Annotated in this window: 15 protein-coding genes, 1 pseudogene and 1 other annotated feature; of the genes and pseudogenes, 4 read left to right on the forward strand and 12 right to left on the reverse strand. The window is 30.9% G+C overall.

The annotated features are described in order from the left end of the window. Window positions 1–38: 38 nt before the first annotated feature. A complete protein-coding gene (locus tag J2Z76_RS01885) occupies window positions 39–1,088 on the reverse strand; it encodes an ABC transporter substrate-binding protein (RefSeq protein WP_209510282.1) in 1,050 nt (349 codons plus the stop codon). Window positions 1,089–1,338: 250 nt separating this feature from the next. After that, window positions 1,339–1,566 (reverse strand) — a binding site (T-box leader). 324 nt (window positions 1,567–1,890) lie between these two features. On the opposite strand from J2Z76_RS01885, the gene J2Z76_RS01890 reads away from it, so the two are divergent. After that, the gene (locus J2Z76_RS01890) at window positions 1,891–3,885 is read left to right on the forward strand and encodes a GTP-binding protein (RefSeq protein ID WP_209510283.1); all 1,995 of its coding nucleotides are present in this window, start codon (window positions 1,891–1,893) and stop codon (window positions 3,883–3,885) included. A gap of 79 nt (window positions 3,886–3,964) precedes the next feature. Here J2Z76_RS01890 and J2Z76_RS17035 read toward each other — a convergent pair whose 3' ends face one another. The 3 genes and pseudogenes from J2Z76_RS17035 to J2Z76_RS01900 form a co-directional block, all read right to left on the reverse strand. Next, on the reverse strand, window positions 3,965–4,189 hold the full coding sequence (locus J2Z76_RS17035; RefSeq protein WP_425347551.1) for an alanine:cation symporter family protein: 225 nt from the start codon (window positions 4,187–4,189) through the stop codon (window positions 3,965–3,967). An 83-nt stretch (window positions 4,190–4,272) separates the two neighbouring features. Then, window positions 4,273–4,752 (reverse strand): annotated as a pseudogene (locus tag J2Z76_RS17040) (alanine:cation symporter family protein); the annotation flags it as partial. Window positions 4,753–4,778: 26 nt separating this feature from the next. Then, window positions 4,779–6,407 (reverse strand): M20/M25/M40 family metallo-hydrolase, encoded by a 1,629-nt coding sequence (locus J2Z76_RS01900; RefSeq protein WP_209510284.1) that lies wholly within the window; start codon window positions 6,405–6,407, stop codon window positions 4,779–4,781. Between the two features lie 178 nt (window positions 6,408–6,585). On the opposite strand from J2Z76_RS01900, the gene J2Z76_RS01905 reads away from it, so the two are divergent. Both J2Z76_RS01905 and J2Z76_RS01910 read left to right on the forward strand, forming a co-directional pair. Continuing rightward, a complete protein-coding gene (locus J2Z76_RS01905) occupies window positions 6,586–8,145 on the forward strand; it encodes an amidohydrolase (RefSeq protein ID WP_209510285.1) in 1,560 nt (519 codons plus the stop codon). Next, window positions 8,138–9,466 (forward strand): AfsR/SARP family transcriptional regulator, encoded by a 1,329-nt coding sequence (locus J2Z76_RS01910; RefSeq protein ID WP_209510286.1) that lies wholly within the window; start codon window positions 8,138–8,140, stop codon window positions 9,464–9,466. Before J2Z76_RS01905 ends, J2Z76_RS01910 begins: the two co-directional genes overlap by 8 nt. 40 nt (window positions 9,467–9,506) lie before the next feature. Here J2Z76_RS01910 and J2Z76_RS01915 read toward each other — a convergent pair whose 3' ends face one another. The 5 genes from J2Z76_RS01915 to J2Z76_RS01935 form a co-directional block, all read right to left on the reverse strand. Next, a complete protein-coding gene (locus J2Z76_RS01915) occupies window positions 9,507–10,802 on the reverse strand; it encodes an amidohydrolase family protein (RefSeq protein WP_209510287.1) in 1,296 nt (431 codons plus the stop codon). Continuing rightward, window positions 10,762–10,968: a hypothetical protein gene (locus tag J2Z76_RS01920; RefSeq protein WP_209510288.1), complete on the reverse strand. Its 207-nt coding sequence runs from the start codon at window positions 10,966–10,968 to the stop codon at window positions 10,762–10,764. Before J2Z76_RS01920 ends, J2Z76_RS01915 begins: the two co-directional genes overlap by 41 nt. A gap of 119 nt (window positions 10,969–11,087) precedes the next feature. Continuing rightward, on the reverse strand, window positions 11,088–11,963 hold the full coding sequence (locus J2Z76_RS01925; RefSeq protein WP_209510289.1) for an AraC family transcriptional regulator: 876 nt from the start codon (window positions 11,961–11,963) through the stop codon (window positions 11,088–11,090). 10 nt (window positions 11,964–11,973) lie between these two features. Then, a complete protein-coding gene (locus J2Z76_RS01930; protein ID WP_209510290.1) occupies window positions 11,974–13,086 on the reverse strand; it encodes a C45 family autoproteolytic acyltransferase/hydrolase in 1,113 nt (370 codons plus the stop codon). Between the two features lie 188 nt (window positions 13,087–13,274). Beyond that, window positions 13,275–14,054 (reverse strand): REP-associated tyrosine transposase, encoded by a 780-nt coding sequence (locus tag J2Z76_RS01935; RefSeq protein ID WP_209510291.1) that lies wholly within the window; start codon window positions 14,052–14,054, stop codon window positions 13,275–13,277. Window positions 14,055–14,279: 225 nt separating this feature from the next. On the opposite strand from J2Z76_RS01935, the gene rsmH reads away from it, so the two are divergent. Beyond that, on the forward strand, window positions 14,280–15,329 hold the full coding sequence (gene rsmH, locus J2Z76_RS01940) for a 16S rRNA (cytosine(1402)-N(4))-methyltransferase RsmH (RefSeq protein ID WP_209510292.1): 1,050 nt from the start codon (window positions 14,280–14,282) through the stop codon (window positions 15,327–15,329). Between the two features lie 114 nt (window positions 15,330–15,443). On the opposite strand, the gene J2Z76_RS01945 is transcribed toward rsmH, so the two are convergent. From J2Z76_RS01945 to J2Z76_RS01955, 3 genes are all read right to left on the reverse strand, one after another. Beyond that, window positions 15,444–15,899: a MarR family winged helix-turn-helix transcriptional regulator gene (locus tag J2Z76_RS01945; RefSeq protein WP_245210269.1), complete on the reverse strand. Its 456-nt coding sequence runs from the start codon at window positions 15,897–15,899 to the stop codon at window positions 15,444–15,446. A 155-nt stretch (window positions 15,900–16,054) separates the two neighbouring features. Further along, window positions 16,055–16,438, reverse strand: a complete 384-nt coding sequence (locus J2Z76_RS01950; protein ID WP_209510294.1) for an MFS transporter permease — start codon at window positions 16,436–16,438, stop codon at window positions 16,055–16,057. Between the two features lie 464 nt (window positions 16,439–16,902). Further along, a complete protein-coding gene (locus J2Z76_RS01955; protein ID WP_209510295.1) occupies window positions 16,903–18,672 on the reverse strand; it encodes a phosphoenolpyruvate carboxykinase (GTP) in 1,770 nt (589 codons plus the stop codon). Window positions 18,673–18,873 lie beyond the last annotated feature (201 nt).

Raw genomic sequence — 18,873 nt, forward strand, 5'->3', positions numbered from 1 at the left:
TCTCTATACCATTCTCCGATTGTTAATCTATTGTACTTCTATTGCTCTGTAAATTCTGCCCCTTCAAATGCCTTGTTATCTTTAGTAAATCCTAATGCTTCCATAACTTTTGTATTAACTTTTATCTCAAACTCTGGTGCTGATTCAACCGGAATATCTTTTATATCAACTTTATCTACAAGTATTTTTTTAGCCATTATTGCTGATTGCTTACCTATTCCATAAAAACTAATTCCTTCTGCCATCATTATTCCTTCATCTACATGTGTACTATCTGCTGAAACAGTAATTAATTTATTTTCCTCAGCAAGTTTTGCAACCAATGATATTGATGAAGCAACTAAATTATCTGTTATAATATATAATCCATCAACATTTTTAGATAGTGTAATAATTGCTTGTGGTATATCATTAACTGTTGTTATTCCTACAGTATCTATTGTGATTCCCATTTCTTTTGCAATTTCTTTAGTTTTATTGACTTGAACTTCTGAATTTGATTCTCCTGTATTGTATATTATACCCACACCCCTAATATCTTTTTTTAGCTTAGTGAATAATTCCAAATTTTCTTTAATTGGTGCTGCATCATCTACACCAGTAATATTGTTATCTGTAGTATTTCTATCGGTTACAAGTTGAGAGAAAACAGGATCTGTAACTGCTGTAAAAATCAATGGAACGTCAGTTCCTTCTATTGCTTTCTTTGCTGCTTGAGAAGTAAGAGTCGCAATAGTAAATATCAAATCAACATCATCTTTAACAAATTTTTCAGCTATAATTTGGGCATTAGCTACATCTCCTTGTGCATTTTTCTCATCAAACACAACATTTACTCCTAATTCTTTTAGCTGATCTATGAAACCTTGTCTCGATGCATCTAAAGCTGGATGCTCAACTAACTGAGATATTCCTATTTTAAATTCTTGCTTTGCTTCAGGTTCTGTAGATTCTGGAGCTGGCGTTTCCACTGCTGGTGTTTCAGCAGACTTTTCAGCTTGGTCTGCAGCTGGTTGACTACATCCTGTTAAAATCATAGGTACACATAATGATAAAGCTAATATTTTTTTTATTTTATTGAAATTCATAATAATCCTCCAAATATAATAGATATTTTTATTTATAAAAACTTTGGCCAAGTTTAAATACAAACTTAATTGATGCTGATGGATATCGCAGTCTCGTTCACCAATTTATCCACTCACTTTCGTTCGCATAAATTGGGAACTCGTTGCGTTTGACCTACCGCTATTTTTTCTTCCCTCCGGTCGAAAAATAGGGTTAGGGCATAAAAAAAATCTTTCATTCCTATAAACACATTTACATTGCAAATGTGCTTATAGGGACGAAAGATCCGCGGTACCACCCTAGTTATGATATAACTCATCACTCTTCGAAGTCAATTAACTTCTAACCCTGTAACGTGGGTATACGTGTTTGTCTACTCGGACATCCTTTTAACAAACCAGCTCCATAGTGTATATTATATTTCTTCGTTATCGGCTCTCAGCAATACCAATTCTCTGTAAACGTCTAAAATACTTTTCTCTACTTCAACGCTTTAATTATTTTTATTCATGATACACTAAATATCTACCCCTGTCAATAGTTTTTTTAAATTAATTTTTATTCATTGTTTTTAGTATATTTAAATTTTAAGACATATTTATTGATTAAACACTAATAATTAAACATATTCATGTATTCATCTCTTCATCTTCTAATATTAATATTTGTATTAATATTTGTATTAATATTACTTAAATTTATACCTATATCTTAACAATCTTTCTCGCATTCCTTGTTAAGGTAATTTATATCTGCAATAAACATATTGAAAATAAATTACAGATATTGTATAATTAGTATACTAAATTTTCGAGGTTATATATGAATAAAACAATAGGAATCGTTGCACATGTTGATGCTGGAAAAACTACATTTATTGAGCAAATACTTTACATCACAGACACAATAAGAGAAGTCGGTAGGGTTGACAAGAAAAACACAGTTCTCGATTATCATACTATAGAAAAACAAAGAGGAATAACTGTATTTTCAGACCAAGCTTCGTTAAAATATAATGATACCACTATACATATAATCGATACACCTGGACATGTTGATTTTTCATCTGAGATGGAAAGGTCTTTGAAAATTCTGGATTGTGCCGTAATAATTATTTCGGCTGTAGAAGGTATCCAAGGACATACAGAAACAGTTTGGAGATTACTGAGACAATATAACATACCAACTATATTTTTTATCAACAAACTTGATAGAATAGGTGCAGACTTTTACAAAACTTACGACGATATATATATTAACTTTACAAAAGATATATGTGTTTTTGCAAAACCTAATAATGATGATGGGGATGTATTTTCGTCTATTGTGCCATTGTTTAATGATACGGAATTCGATTCAAGTGTTGTTGATTTCTTAGTTGAAAGAAATGATTATTTATTAGAAAAGTACTTGAACGATGAAAAACTTACATTTTCTGAACTTAATGAAAGTATAAAAAAGCAATTTTCATCTTGCAATATTTATCCATGTCTTTGTGGCTCAGGATTAAAAAATATAGGTATAGATTTATTTCTGAACTTCATAGATAAATTTGAATTTACTAATTATTCATCACAAGATGATTTTGGTGCTGTTGTTTATAAAATAAAACATCATGAAACCAATAATAAATTAACATATATAAAAGTTATATCTGGGCTGATTAAAACAAAGGATACTATCATACACGACATAAACGATAGTATAATTGAGGAAAAAATTAACCAAATTAAAGTCTCAAGTGGTTCCATTTTCAATTCAGTTAATTCTCTTTCAGCTGGTGAATTTGGTATTTTGGTAGGCATAAACAACTCATATATAGGTGAGGGACTTGGGATATGTAATGATTTTATAGATTATTCACTAAAACCAGTAATGCAATCAAAAGTGATTTTTGATTCATCTCTTAATCCAAAAGAAGTACTAAGTATTTTTAAGCTCTTAAACACAGAAGACCCCTCTCTTGGAGTTGAATGGAATAATACATTGTCTCAACTTCAAATAAATGTTATGGGAGTTATACAGCTGGAAGTTTTAAAACATGAAGTAAAAGAAAGGTTTGGAATAGATGTTAATTTTGAGGAACCTGAAATTTTATATAAGGAGACTATAACAAATGACACCATTGGATTTGGACACTATGAGCCATATAAGCACTATGCAGATGTAAAATTCAAAATAACCCCAGCCAAAAGAAATTCAGGCATAAGCTACTCAAGCGATATTAATCATGATATTCTTTATCCAAGATGGCAAAAACTAGTTTCTAAGCTTGTTGTTCCTGCATGTAGAAGAGGTATTTTAACTGGTTCGCCTGTTACCGATATAAACATTGAACTCATAAAGGGCTCTGCTCATATTAAACATACTTCCGGAGGCGATTTCAGCCAAGCTACTTATAGAGCTATTAGACATGGACTTGAAAATGCACAAAATATATTATTAGAACCATATTATAAATTTAAGATTACTGCTCCACAGGAGCTATGCGGTCGAGTGATGACAGATATTACAAAAATGCATGGGTCTTTTAGCTCCCCTGTTACAGTTGGAAGCAATAGCGTACTTGAAGGTAGAATTCCTGTAGCATCTTCAATGAATTATGCATCTGAATTGTCGTCATTCACCAAAGGTAAGGGAAATATATCTCTTGTATTTGATGGATATGATGTATGTCATAATCAATGTGAAATTATAGAAAAATATAATTATGACAATACATCAGATCCTGAATTTACATCTAACTCCATATATTGCAACAAAGGGAATGTATATTCAATCCCTGGCAATGACGCAGAAGATTATAGGAGAGGTTAAAAAGAGTTGCTACGCAACTTCCTAATATATAAAAAAACAAGCTGAGGACTATGAATAGTCACCAGCTCATTTTTTTAGCCTATTTTTTAGCTAAAAGGTTCTTCCTACTATTTATATCTTTCAAATAGTATTCTTCTGATGTGAAAAATTCTTTTGTTTTAGCAACTACAACCCCCGATAAGCCAATTACACCAATCATGTTTGGTATAACTGATAATCCAAACAAAAAATCTAGGAATATCCATAAAAACTGTAATCCACCAATTGCCCCTGCAAAACACGCACCAAGATAAACATAGCGCATAACAAGCGAAAAGGTTTTGCCAAAAAGATATTCTGCCAATTTTTCACCATAAAATAGAATAACATATATAGTGGATATAACAAACAAAAGAATTGAAGGAATTTAGATTTTAAGCCATTTTTCAGATAGTACATAGGTCCGCCAACATACTCACCGTTAGAATTTTTTTCTCTAAATACTATACCAAGCACAACTTCTGAATACATAGTTATCATTCCTAAAATTGCAGTAATCCACATCCAGAACACAGCCCCTGGACCTCCAAAATAAATCGCTACTGGTACACCTACAATATTTGCTGCCCCAACAGTAGAAGCAAGTGCTGTAGTCATTGCCTGAAATGGTGTAAGACTTCCTTCTGCATCTTTTTCACCATCGGAATCCTTTTTCTTTTTAAATAGTGAACCTAATGTCTGTGACCAAATGTAACTAAAATGTGTTACTTGCAAAAACTTTAATCTGAATGAGAGAAACACACCGCCTCCAAGTAAAAGTATTAGCATGAAAGGTCCCCAAAGCATTCCTGTTGCAGTGTTAATAAAATTTACAATTACATCTTTCATTATTTACCTCCTATTTTATTTTAGATTTATGAAAATAATTTCTTTATTAATTCATTAATCAATGTATATGTGTTAGTATTTAAATCTTTAATGTATACTCTTTCTGTGAACTTGTGCAAATCCTTACCCCAAGGTCCAATATTTACAACTGGTATTGAAAGAGAATTAATCGTTTCAAACGGTATAGAATATAAATCATAATTCCAAAGCGGCATATTGTTTTTAATATATGGCACTGTTGCTTCATAGTTTTGCAATGCAGCATAACTCAAATCTGAAATCCCCATGAAGTAATGCTTTTTTTTAATATTACTTCCATATAACAATAAATTAATTTCATTTAAGCTATTTGATACTTCTCTAACTTTAGCATCCAAATGTTCAAATTTATCGTTTGAGATATGAGGATAATACGGAGGTGAAATTGCAATAACAACAGTTGGACCACTATACTGTGTGAAATTCATAATTTCTTTAATAATTTCAAAATTGCTCTCTGGCATAGAAATTTTTCCATCTTTTATACTCTCAGAAATTCTTGCATAAATTTTTTCTAGTACATTTTCAACTTTATCTTTATCATTTTTAATTGCATCTGATAAAAATTCATCATAAAGCTTTACATTTATGGGAAAAGAACACCTATGTTCTGAATCTCCATAAAAAATATCTGCATTTTTATTATAACTTTCCATAGACTCTAATAAAGAATCAGCACAAATTTTCTTCATTATTGATAAAATATCTTTAGGAGTTTTAGTTAAAGTTAAAAAACTCAAAAAACCACCTGCAGATTCTGGTATGGAAGCATCATAACACTCCTTAAAATCTCTTGCAAAACTCCAAGAAGGTGGGGGTGCTATTTCTCCTAAATCTCTATCACATAGTTCACTGTTTATTTCTGTATTACATATTATTTTAGAAAGGATTAAGTTAGGATTGAAACCGTTAAATATTTCGCCAATGTGGCTTTTTACACCTCTCACATAGACTGTTATCATTGTTTTTCCTACCGAACCCTCATATATTACAGGTATATTTTTATCCTCTCTACTATGTGGCTCTGAATTAATTATCAGTGAATATTTTAAATGATATTTTTCCTCTAAATTTTTAAGCAATATGCCTGCATGACGCATTCCCACCGAAAGCGTTTCCTCATCAGGTACAGATAGGAATAAAATATTTACATCACACTTATTATCTTCAGAAAAGTCTTCAAGAACTTTAAGCTGTATACACATCCCACCCTTCATATCTGCTGTTCCACGACCAAATATCCATTCTTCTGACAACAAATCTGTAGTTATTTCTTCACTTAACTTTATATTTTTTAAATTTTTTTCAATACTTTCTGTGTCATGTGCTATATTCTTTAAATTTCCATAGTCATTAACATCTACTACATCATGATGATTTAAAAGTATAATAGTTTTATCACTACTACCCTTTTTTAATGCCCAGACAATACTTCTGCCTAAATCATCTGTCGGAATCTTTTCCATACCATAATTTCCCGTAGTATCAAAATAAGGGATGTTAGATATGTGTTTTAATATTGCATTTTCAATATCAATTTCCATTTCCGTGTGAGTGTCACTTTGAATAGAAACAAAAAATTTTAGCATATTTATTATGTTATTACTTTCTTTCAATATTACACCTCCAAAAACCTTCATTCACTTAAGTGATGGTAATATAGATATTATATCAACTTTCCGTTTGATAAGAATTATATGAATCGTTTAAAAATCGTTTGAATATCATTTTTTATTATCATTTTTATTAATTTTGTTGTATAATAAATTATGATATAAACAAGGAGGATACATTTTGAATATAGATAAAATCTTATTTAATGGAAACATTATAACTATGAAACAAGAATCTGAGAGGATGGAAGCAATAGCTATATCCGGTGATAAAATTGTTGCTGTAGGAAAAAACAGCGAGATATTAAATTTAAAATCAGATAATTCTGAATTGATTAATCTATATAAAAAAACAGTACTTCCAGGTTTTTTCGATTCTCATCTTCATTTAGTTTCAACCATTCTAAGCAACATAGCCATAAACTGTTTTGAAGCAGAATCTATTTCTGAAATATTAGAGTTAATTGAAGCTAAAAAAAATAACATGGGAAATATGCCATTAATATATGGAAAGGGAATTTCAGATTTTACCTTAAAAGAGAAAAGGTTTCCTACTCGAAGGGAAATAGACCTTGTTGCACCTAATGTTCCTGTAATCCTTAGCAGTATAGAATTCCATACAGTTATTGTGAATTCCTATGCAATGCACTTATTTAACATTCCATTCACAACTAACTCTTTTGAAAAGGATTCACAAAATAGATTTACCGGAAAAATAAGCAATCGTGGAAGTTACATAGCTAGAAAAAAAATGTTTGAAATGATAAGCGATAAAATTTATTTAGATAATTTGGATAAAACGATGTCTCAAATTATAAAAAAAGGCATAACAACAGCAGTTACTGTTGAAGGCGGCTCCTTGTTTCATGATAATCATGCGGATTTCATTTTAAATAACAGAAACATATTTCCTATTGATGTTGAATTATTTTACTCTACAACAAATACATCTAAAATCTTAGGCGCTGGTTTGCCTAGAATAGGTGGAGATATTTTCTTGGACGGCTCATTTCGTTCACAAAATGCAGCTCTTTACGAACCATATAGCGATAATAAAAATTCAACTGGATTTTTATTCTTTAAACGCGATGAATTATTTGAATTTATATCACAATCTGACAATCTACGGCTTCAAATTGCTATACATGCTGTAGGTCCAAGAGCAATAGATATGCTCCTAGATTGCTATGAGCAAGCAATGAGAGAAAATAATACTAGTAATCAAAGACATCGAATTGAGCACTTTGAACTCCCTACAGAGAAACAAATACTGAGAGCTAAAGAATTAAATTTAGTATTGGCAATGCATCCTACATATGAGCTTTATTTCAGAGGAAAAGGAGATATGTATGACACTCGAATTGGTTATGAACGATCGATATTAACTAACCCTTTAAAAGATATTATAGATAAAGGTATTACCGTTGCAGGTTGTTCAGACAGTGATGTTCTGCCGATTGATACAATGCTTGGTATATATGCAGCCACAAATCAGATTAATGAAAATGCAAGAATTTCAACCTATGAAGCTCTTAAGATGTATACAATAAATGGTGCATATGGGATTTTTCAAGAAGATATAAAAGGAACTATAGACAAAAACAAATTAGCTGATATTATAGTTCTTTCATCTGACCCAATAGTAATTAAAAAGGAATACCTTAAGGATATAAAAGTTCTACTAACAATGAAATCAGGAAAAATATTACATAATTCTCTTGGAGGATTAAGGTATGATTGAATTTAAATTTCTTGGAACATATAAAATAATAAGCAACAGCGTTGACATAACACATAAATTTTCATTAAAGGATAAAGGATTGTTATGCTATATATTAGCGAATAATCAATATACATTTAATAGAGAGAAACTTGCTAATATGTTTTGGGATAATTATAAAAGAGAATCTGCTTATAGTAACCTTCGATATACAATATGGCATTTAAGAAAAATTTTTAACGAGCATGAAAATGATATCATCATTCATTCTCATGGAAAAAACGTTATTGAAATAGAAGAAAAAAACGTACAAATCGACTTAAGGGAATGGCAAAGGTTAACTGAAACTTATATATCTGGAAAAGATAATTCTCTAGATATTTTAAAGAAAATATCTAACACTTATAATGGAGATTTTTTAAAAGATTTCTATATTTATGATAATCTTGAGTTCAACGATTGGGTGTTCAATATGAAAGAACGTCTTCAGAGATTTTACTTCGAAGTACAAATGGATTTAGCGAAAATATATTCAGATAATAACGAAATCCGAGAATCAATTAATCAATTAAACAAACTTATCAAGATAGACCCACTAAACGAATCTATATATTATGCAATAATTAAGTACCAATACAAGTCAGGTAATAAAGTGGCTGCTGTCAATACATACAGAAATCTCAAGCTCTTACTGAGAAAAGAATTAAACATTAGCCCTAGCGATAAAATACAAGAATTTTATCATCATATTTTAAAAGATGAATTTAAAGAAGATTTTGTTGAAAATACATATATACCAGTTAAAAATCCTAAAAATACTCCAAACGAGTCAGAAAAAAAGAAAATTACTTTTTTTGTATCAGAAGATTCTATTTGTCTAAAGAAATTTCACCAAGAAATTGCTAAACAAGCTAGAACAAACAAAGAATATCTTATTGATATTTGCCAAAGTCCTGGAAAAAGAATAAATTACGAAGGGATATTTGAAATTCTAGATGAAGTTCATGATTATTTTGAACATTATGATGCTTCAAGAAAGTTAGAATATGATGATATTGTTTCATCAATAAAAAGTTCAAGTTCAATTGACTACTATTTATTTAACAATGTTACTCAAATTATAGATGTGTATATGAAAACAGCAATAATAATTAGAATTTGGAACTTTCATTTTCTAGATTCCAAATCAACTGATTTTATATCGTTTTTATATAGAAATATGAAATACAATGAAATACAAATTAAAATAATAGTTGATGAAAAGTGGATAAATGAAAGAATGAATTTTTTTATAGAATCTTTCTCAAAAGAAAATGGATTTAGCCAAATTGTGACCATATAAAAAATTCAGGTTGCAGCGGCTTTAATAGCACCGCTGCAACCTAATATTTTACTTTACTTTCCCCTGTTCCTCTTTCTATTATATCCTTTTGGATATCGTTGACTTTTTTTATTACATTATTTGTATATGCTTTTAATTTTCCATCATATTTTAAAAATTCACCTTGAACCATTGTATATTTAATATTATTTGATTCAGCGCTATATATTATTGAAGTTAATGGATTGTATACAGGAGACGTATTTAACATATTTAAATCCCATATTAGCAAATCTGCCTCACATCCTGCTTTTATTTTTCCTGTATTAAAAGATAAAGCATTATGACCATTCATAAGCGCTCTCCAGATTTCTAAGATGTTGAAACTTTCTGAGTTACCTAAAATAAACTTTCCGTTTAAAGCAAAAAGTCTTGCTTGTTCCAATGGACTTAAGGTGTTTGAGCTTGCCGCACCATCTGTGCCAAATGAATAATTTAATTTTTCTTTAAGTTTATATATATTTCCTTGTCCCATGCTTAATTTCATGTATGTTTTTGGGCATAAAGCAAAATTTACATTATCGTTTAAATATTTCAAGTCATCCTCAGTTGTCCAAAGTCCATGTGCAATTATTACATCTAAATCGAAAGCTCCACTATCATATAATATCTCTACTGGAGTTTTACCAGTTAATTTTAAGCTATCATCCACCTGCTCTTTAGTCTCCGAAACATGTATATGTATTCCTACATTGAGAGACTTTGCAGTATCTACTATTTCTTTTAGTATATCCCCAGGGCATGTGTATGGTGCGTGAGGGCCTAACCTTATATTAATTCTGCTATTTTTACCATTAAATTCTTTTATAAATTGTTCTGCATTTTTTAATTGTATTTTATAATCGTCTGCTAAACCAAATATAGTTGGTGCAATATCTCCCCTTATTCCTATGTCATTAATCGCTCTATATACTGATTCTTGACTGAAATAGTGGTCGGCAAATGCTGTAACTCCATTATTAATCATCTCAGCAGATGCCAGCATTGTTCCCCAATATATCTCTTCTGCTTTTAGTTTGCTTTCATATGGAAATATTTTTTTATTAAACCAATCATCTATAGTCACATCTTCTGCAATTCCTTTTAGTATATTCATTGGTGAATGCGCGTGAAGATTTACAAAACTAGGTGTTATGTAATATCCTGAACAATCTATCGTTTCGTAATCTGAAATTATTAGGTCATCCCTTTTGGATAGTTTTTCTATCTTTCCACTCGATATATATACATCCGTATTTTCTATTATCCTACCATTTTCATCTATAATTGTACCGTTTTTTAATAATATTTTCTTCATTTATTCTTCCTCCTTTTAGCTTTTTAGGGGACGGTTCTTTTCGTTTGACAAGGCTGGATTTTTTAATTTCTGAAACCCTATACACAATTAAATTAAATAATTCCACTATTTCTCTGTATATATTTAATTTTAGACTTTGAAGAATCTCTTCCATTTCATTCCCCATCTGGCTATAATAATGAGTCTTTTATAGTAAATCTATCTATAATTTATATCAAGATACATTTAAAGTCAATAATTGTTTGCAATAATAATATAGAAGAATATAGAAACAGTATGTATTTTTTATTTTAGTGGAATATATATGTCAAACTCTGAATTTTCATTGTTTTGTCCCAAAAACCTATCATCATACAATTCAAAGTCTGGTCTATTTGCAAGTTCTTCTCCTGAAATGACAAGCCATGTACCCCATATGTATTCATATGTTTTTTTCAAATTTTGCAAACTTCCTACATATGTAAAAACTGCATATCTACCGCCTGATATAGTATACTGCTTAAGATGATTGAGTGCGTTAGAAAAAGTTTTGACCTCTGCTCCAACAAATTCCAAATATGTAATTTCATCCCCTAGCAACAAACCATATGGTACTTGTTCTGCTAAGCAGATACCAAACGTCCTGTATGGTAATACTTTATCCGATATTGAATTAAATAACATTCTAAAATCCTGCCACAATTTTGGAATTTTGATTTCCTTTAGATTTGTTTTTCCCTCTATTCCTACCACCTTAATTTCATCAATTACTATAATCTTTGGTTTCAAGCAAATATTGGAATCTAAATGATCAATCAAATCTACTTCCGATATTCTCTTGTTTCCTTTCAATACATCTATTCTGTTTTGGCGATACACGTTAGGACTAACTTGATATATAGCTTTAAATGCACGACTATAAGCCTCTGATGATTCATAACCACATTCAAATGCAATATCAATAATTTTATCATCGGAAAACAATAATTTTTCAATACTCTTTGAAAGACGCCTTTTTCTAATGTAGTTTCCCACGCTTTCTCCGAGCACACTTTCAAATATTCTTGTGAAATGATAATACGAATACCCTATCTCTTTTGCTACAATCCTAATATCCAAATCCTGAGATAGGTTTTTCTCAATATATAAAATTGCCTGCTCCAAATGTTTAATATAATTCAAAATTATACTCCTATTGTTTTATCATTTTAAAGAAATTTTCTGGTGCAGTTTCTGAAATTAAATCTACCTGCCATTCCATATCAGAGTGATCTTCACTAACCTTGAAAGTTTTCCAACCTTTTGATGTGTTTCCACTCCAACAAATATCCAATTCCCCCAATGTCACATCTATTACTATGCTCTTTATAGTCCCAAAAAACTCATCATAATAGTAACAGCAAAGTCCTTCTGGATATTTTTTTCCTAAAAACTCTTGTATTTGCACTCTGTTTAGTTTCTTATTTGTTATGAATTTCTCAATAGATTTGTATCTGTGAACAGAATTATGCATTGCCATTGGTTCAATGCAACTCAGTTCATCTATGTGAATATGATTAGTAGAATATATGTATTTTCTCTCTGTATTAGCATCTATGAATTTAAATGATTTTCTTCCATCTAATGTTTCAAACAATGCAGCATTACCTGCTTTATCTGCTAGTAGAAGGTTAATATTGTAAGCAATTGGCATATCCTTGACATAATCTAGAGCTTCATTAACCGATTTACAGTTTTCAAGCAAAGCACGTATCACTGCCCAAAATTGCAATCCTGTGATTGCTGGTTTTCTCATTTGTCCAAAGTTACCAACCGGAAATCCTGCTGATGTCTGGCTAACTGCCAGACCATGTTCATTGATTCCCTCTGTTCTACCAAACTGTAGTATACCAGTTCCTAAATGTGCATACTTGTTTGATACTTTAGTCTTTAATAATAACATTTCTTCAGTTTCATGAGAAAATTCATAACTCCTTGCTACAAGAATATGTCCATCACTTGTCATCTCTGGAAGCAAAGCAAATTGACTGCATGCAGGCTTCAAATATGTTAGTGCATAATAAAGTATATTAAATTTATCAATCTTTACTGCATCTGCAAATCCTTCAATCTCTTCATTCAAACCTGGACAATACGTCTGAAATAGATTCGTCATATCCTTTTTTTCTGCTTTCGAAAACAACTTTGCTCCATTTGTAAAAGCATTAAGTCCTTTTGGAAACTTAGACATTGCTTCGCCTTCATTTTTACCAATCTCATAACTGTCACCATTTAAAACTTTATACCTTGCAACTAATTTATCCATTATTATATTCCTCCATTTTATTTTTCAAAGTATTTGAAATAAGAATATATATTCATCAACGATGTTCTTACTCAACACTTCAATTACTTACTAGTTTATCATGGAGAAATTATTAAACATGATATTTTGTGCTACAATTTTCTAGCGTTTTCGGGTTTTCGGGGACGGTTCTTTTTGTTTGACAAAAATTATATTTCCTTATTATTCTTTATTTCTGACACTCTATGTACAGTTAGATTACATAATTCCGCTATTTCTCTATATGTAATTAAATTTAAACTTAACAATTTCTCTGCCAACTCTTCTCTTTGTTGTTGTGTAATTTGTTTTTGATCTATTAGATAATTTTCATTTACATATTTCTCTATTACATTTCTTACTATATTTTGTATGTTTTCATCTTTCTCTTCTTTTGTATCTATATATATGTTATTATCATTTATATCATGAAATGCTATGAATTCATCATTATTTTTAAACAAGTCCATAACTTCGTTCAAGTATTTATAACTTATTATTTCAGACTTTTGATTTATATAATCTTTTGCGCTGCTCCATTGGTATTCCAATACATTTTTTACTATCCCTACTTTTACTGGGTTATTGTGTATATACCTGATAGCACCTAACATATATTTATCATCTTCTACTGCTTCACTTCTGAACCGGTCTTGAAATACATGCCCATTTCTTTTTTCTGCACTGTTATAATGCATTGCATATTTTACATTTAATTTTTTCATTAATGTTCTAAGCTCATTTTCTTCTGCCTTTATCAATAAATGTATATGGTTATCCATTATGCAGTATGCTATTGCATCAAATTGTACATCTTCTTTTAAAATTTTAATTATTTCTAAAATTTTTACTTTATTTATTTCTTTTTTAAAGATTTGCTCTTTATTTATCCCTCTAGTCATTATATGATAGATTCCTGTATTGCTTATAACTCTCGCTTTTCTTGGCATTTCTTCACCTCCAAGCTTTATTGTATCAACTTCTCATGAATTTGTCAAACAAAAAGAACCGTCCCTTAAACAATAGTTTGCTTTTATGAATTGTATTTGGTATTATGTTATTATAGCAACATTAAAAAGATAATAAAAAGGTGGAGGAAATAATGAGCCAAACATTTTATATAACATCAATTTTAAATTTTGAATTTATATGCTCAAAATTCCAATGGTTACAAAATGGGTAATCAAGAACAAAAACATCAAAGACGTGTTCGATATAAAGGAACTCATCCAAAAACATTTAAAGAAAAATATAAGGAACTACAACCAGAGAAATATGCTGATGATGTGGCAAAGGTTATTCAAAAAGGCAATACGCCTGCTGGTATGCATCGTTCAATTTGTGTTAATGAAATATTAGAATTCTTACAAATTAATCCTGGGCAAACAGGCTTAGACGCAACACTAGGTTATGGTGGTCATACATTAGAGATGCTAAAATGTTTAGATTCAAAAGGTCACTTGTATGCACTTGATGTAGATCCTATTGAATTACCTCGCACTAGGGAGCGTTTAAAACATTTAGGATATGGTTCTGAAATTTTAACAATAAAACATATGAACTTTTCCAATATAGATCAAATTTATTTAGAATCAGGACCATTAAATTTTATTTTGGCAGATTTAGGTGTTTCTTCAATGCAAATAGACAATCCTGAAAGAGGATTTACTTTTAAAAGTGAAGGACCATTAGACTTACGACTGAATCCTGAAAAAGGTATATCTGCAGCTGAACGTTTAAAAACTATTTCACAAGATGAATTAGAAGGTATGTTGTTAGAAAACGCCGATGAGCCAAATTCTAAAATAATTGCTCGTGCTATTGTTTCAAAAATAAAAAAAGGAACAGATATATCAACTACAACCGAGCTCCAACAAATTATTAAAGATACTCTGAAATTTATCCCAGAAAAAAACAGGAATGATGAGATTAAAAAAGCCTGTCAAAGATGCTTTCAGGCGCTGCGAATTGATGTCAACAGTGAATTTGAAGCGTTATACGAATTTTTAGAAAAGCTTCCCTCTGTCCTCGCTGAGGGCGGACGAGTAGCGATACTTTCATTTCATTCAGGAGAAGATCGTCTGGTTAAAAAATCTTTTCAGCACTTTTTACGTGAAGGTGTCTATCGTGAAGTAGCTCCCAATGTTATTCGACCATCAGCAGAAGAATGTAATTCAAACCCCCGTGCTCGTTCTGCAAAATTACGCTGGGCTATAAAAGCTTGATTGTAAGTTACACAACTCCATACATATGAAGTGGTGTAACTTATTTATTTTTATTTAAGCATTAACAATAAAATAATTTTTAGGGACGGTGTGACCCCCAATTCCTGCTTAATATCAATCAATTTCTATGTGAGTTTCTTCAAGATACTCACATACCTGTTCGAATAAAACAATTAATTTTCTACACTGTTCTTCTCCTAATTTTTCAACAAGGCCTTTAAATAGAACATTTAAATGATCTGTAGCTTTTTTAACTATTTTTTCGCCTTTGTCTGTTAGGGTAATATCGACAAATCTTTTGTCATTGGAATCAACAGCTCTTTCAACATACCCATTTTCATTCAAATTTTTAATAAGCTGGGTGACTGTCGGAGAAGTGACATGCATTCTCTTACTTATTTCTGAAACAGTAATGGCCTCATTTCCCTCAAGAGACAGATTCTTAATACAGAGCAAAATACGTGCTTCACTTCTTTTTACTCCCAATACTGGCTGTTTACGCCATTCAGCTTTCGCCAAGCGATCTAAAGTCTCTGCAAACCCTTGAATATCTATGTTTGATCCTTCCAAAACATTCACCTCGTTTTTAATTCATACATCAATTTACAGTCATTATACCTCGTTTATAAGAAAAGTTCAACAAAATTACATTATTTATTATCCAAATTTGTAAAGCTACTTATTTCCATTCATGACCTTCAAATCATAATAATGTCTAAAAAAATCTATGCCGCTTTTAGTTTATTTTTTTTATCTTTTATAACAATAAAGAAAATGGTAATGAAAATCACGCCTGAAATCAAAATTATAATACTTCTTGGTAAATAAGCGGAATTCATGCTTAGTAAAACTTCATTTCTAAACCAAGATTGAAATGGAAGACCTATACCAAGTAAAACTCCAAAGAAAAGAACCTTACTTTTCCAACCTTTGCCCTTCATTTTCTTAATCGAATTATTAACAAACAATCTTAGCACACCTAAACCACAACCAACTGCAAAGAATATTAATAAAAAGAACCTTATGTCTTCATTTACAATAAATGCCTTGCAAATCATGCCTAATGCGATTAAGAACATACTCACCATAACAAAATATAATTTTTTCACTATTATTCACCTCAACCTTTATTTTTATATGCCTAACGAATTTTCTTACAATTATAAATAGAAAAATTATGAAAACTAATTCCTCTAGTAGAGAAGTTCATTCAGCTATCTCCAGAATAGATAGGTAGATAACCTATCTATTCTGGAGTGTATATCTTACTATATTATAAAGAATTCGTCAAGGACTAATATTTTTAGTCTGATTTTATTTTTTCAAGCTTTTCTATACACTTAGGGCAAGTCGCATGGACCCTTAGGTTAGAGTCGTATTGTAGTTTACTCACAAAAAAACGAGATAATTTCAATAATTATCTCGTTTTTTTTCTTCTTAATATTTAACATTTGAGCAAACTGCAAAATCGCCCCTGAAGAATGAAGCCATGGCTACTTATCTTGTTTATGTTTGAATAACGCTAAGCGCCTCCACAAAGTGGCTTGTCAAACAAAAATAACCATCCCCTTAATTATATAAAATTATTTTTAAGGACTTCAAGTTCTTGTTTTAGTTCTTTTGGTAATCTTTCACCAAATGAACTGTAGAATTCTTCTATTCCCTCTATATTCTTAGCCCATGATTCTTTATCAATATCTAGTAACTCATTTAATTTATCCGCTGTTAAATCAAGTCCTTCTAAGTTTATATCTTCTGCCTTAGGCAAGAAGCCTATAGGTGATTCCACGGCTTCAACTTCATTCTCACATCTTTTTATTATCCAATCTATAACTCTAAAATTCTCACTATATCCTGGCCAGATGAATCCGCCCTTATCATTTGTACGGAACCAATTAACGTGGAATATTTTCGGAGGATTTGGTGTTTTCTTACCTATTTCCAACCAATGACCAAAATAATCTCCCATATGGTAACCGCAAAATGGAAGCATAGCCATTGGGTCTCTTCTAACTACGCCAACTTTTCCAGTAGCAGCCGCCGTTGTTTCAGATGCCATTGTTGAGCCAACAAATACCCCATGTTGCCAATTTCTTGATTGATAAACTAATGGTGCAGTTTTAGCTCGTCTTCCACCAAATATTATAGCCGAAATCGGTACTCCCTCTGGAGACTCCCATTCTGGGGAAATGCTTGGACAATTTTTAGCTGGAGCTGTAAATCTTGAATTTGGATGTGCTCCTTTTTCTTTAGATTTTTTTCCGTTCCATGGGTTTCCTTTCCAATCAAGTCCGTTTTCAGGTGGATTATTATCGAGTCTTTCCCACCAGACTGTTTCATCATCTAAATTTATTGCTACATTTGTAAATATTGTATCTTTGTATGTTGATGTTAGTGCATTTGGATTGGATTTTTTATTTGTGCCAGGTGCAACTCCAAAAAATCCTGCTTCTGGATTTATAGCCCACAGCCTACCATCTTCTCTTATCCTTAGCCATGCTATATCGTCTCCTACTGTCCATACCTTATATCCCTTTGATCTATATCCTTCTGGAGGTATAAGCATAGCTAAATTGGTCTTCCCACATGCTGACGGGAATGCAGCTGTAACATACTTAACCTCTCCTTTTGGATTTTCTATCCCTAGAATAAGCATGTGCTCTGCCATCCAGTTTTCCTTTAAACCTTGATATGATGCAATACGAAGTGCAAAACACTTTTTCCCTAATAAAACATTTCCTCCGTATGCTGAATTACATGACCAAATTGTATTATCTTCAGGGAAATGAAATATATATCTATTATTTTCATCTAAATTGCATTTAGAATGAACACCCTTTACAAAATCCTTTGAATCTCCTAGAACATTCAAAATCTTTTGTCCAACTCTTGTCATTATGCTCATATTTAAAACAACATATATTGAATCTGTAATTTCAAAACCAATTTTAGCAAATGGTGAACCAACTGGTCCCATTGAATATGGAATTATGTACATTGTACGGTCCATCATAGAATTTTCAAATATTTTTTTACCAAGCTTGTATGCTTCTGAAGGCTTCATCCAAATATTAGTAGGTCCTGCATCTATTTCTTTTTCCGAACATATAAGGGTTCTGTTTTCCATACGTGCTACATCATTTGGTTTAGTTCTATGATAGTAACATCCTGGGTATTTGTCTTGATTTAATAGTCTAATCTCTCCTGTCCTGCATGCTTCTTCACGCAAAGCAGTTAATTGCTCATCGCTACCGTCAATCCATATTACATTTGCAGGCTTTGTCATTAAAATTACATCATCTATCCATTTTAAAACATCTACGTTATTAGTTTGAGATTTCATACTTGCTCCTCATGTATAATTTTTATGTGTTATATTATTTCAAAAATTTCTTAATTGTGTTATAATATATACAACCTAAAGTATTATATAATGAGTTTATTTCACATGCAATACGTAATATTTATTTCGTTATTAGTAAACTTTTAGCCTAATTAACTTAAAATAAATAAGAATTAATAACACAAACAAAAAAACATTCAC

The organism is Sedimentibacter acidaminivorans, assembly GCF_017873955.1.
Classification (GTDB): domain Bacteria; phylum Bacillota; class Clostridia; order Tissierellales; family Sedimentibacteraceae; genus Sedimentibacter; species Sedimentibacter acidaminivorans.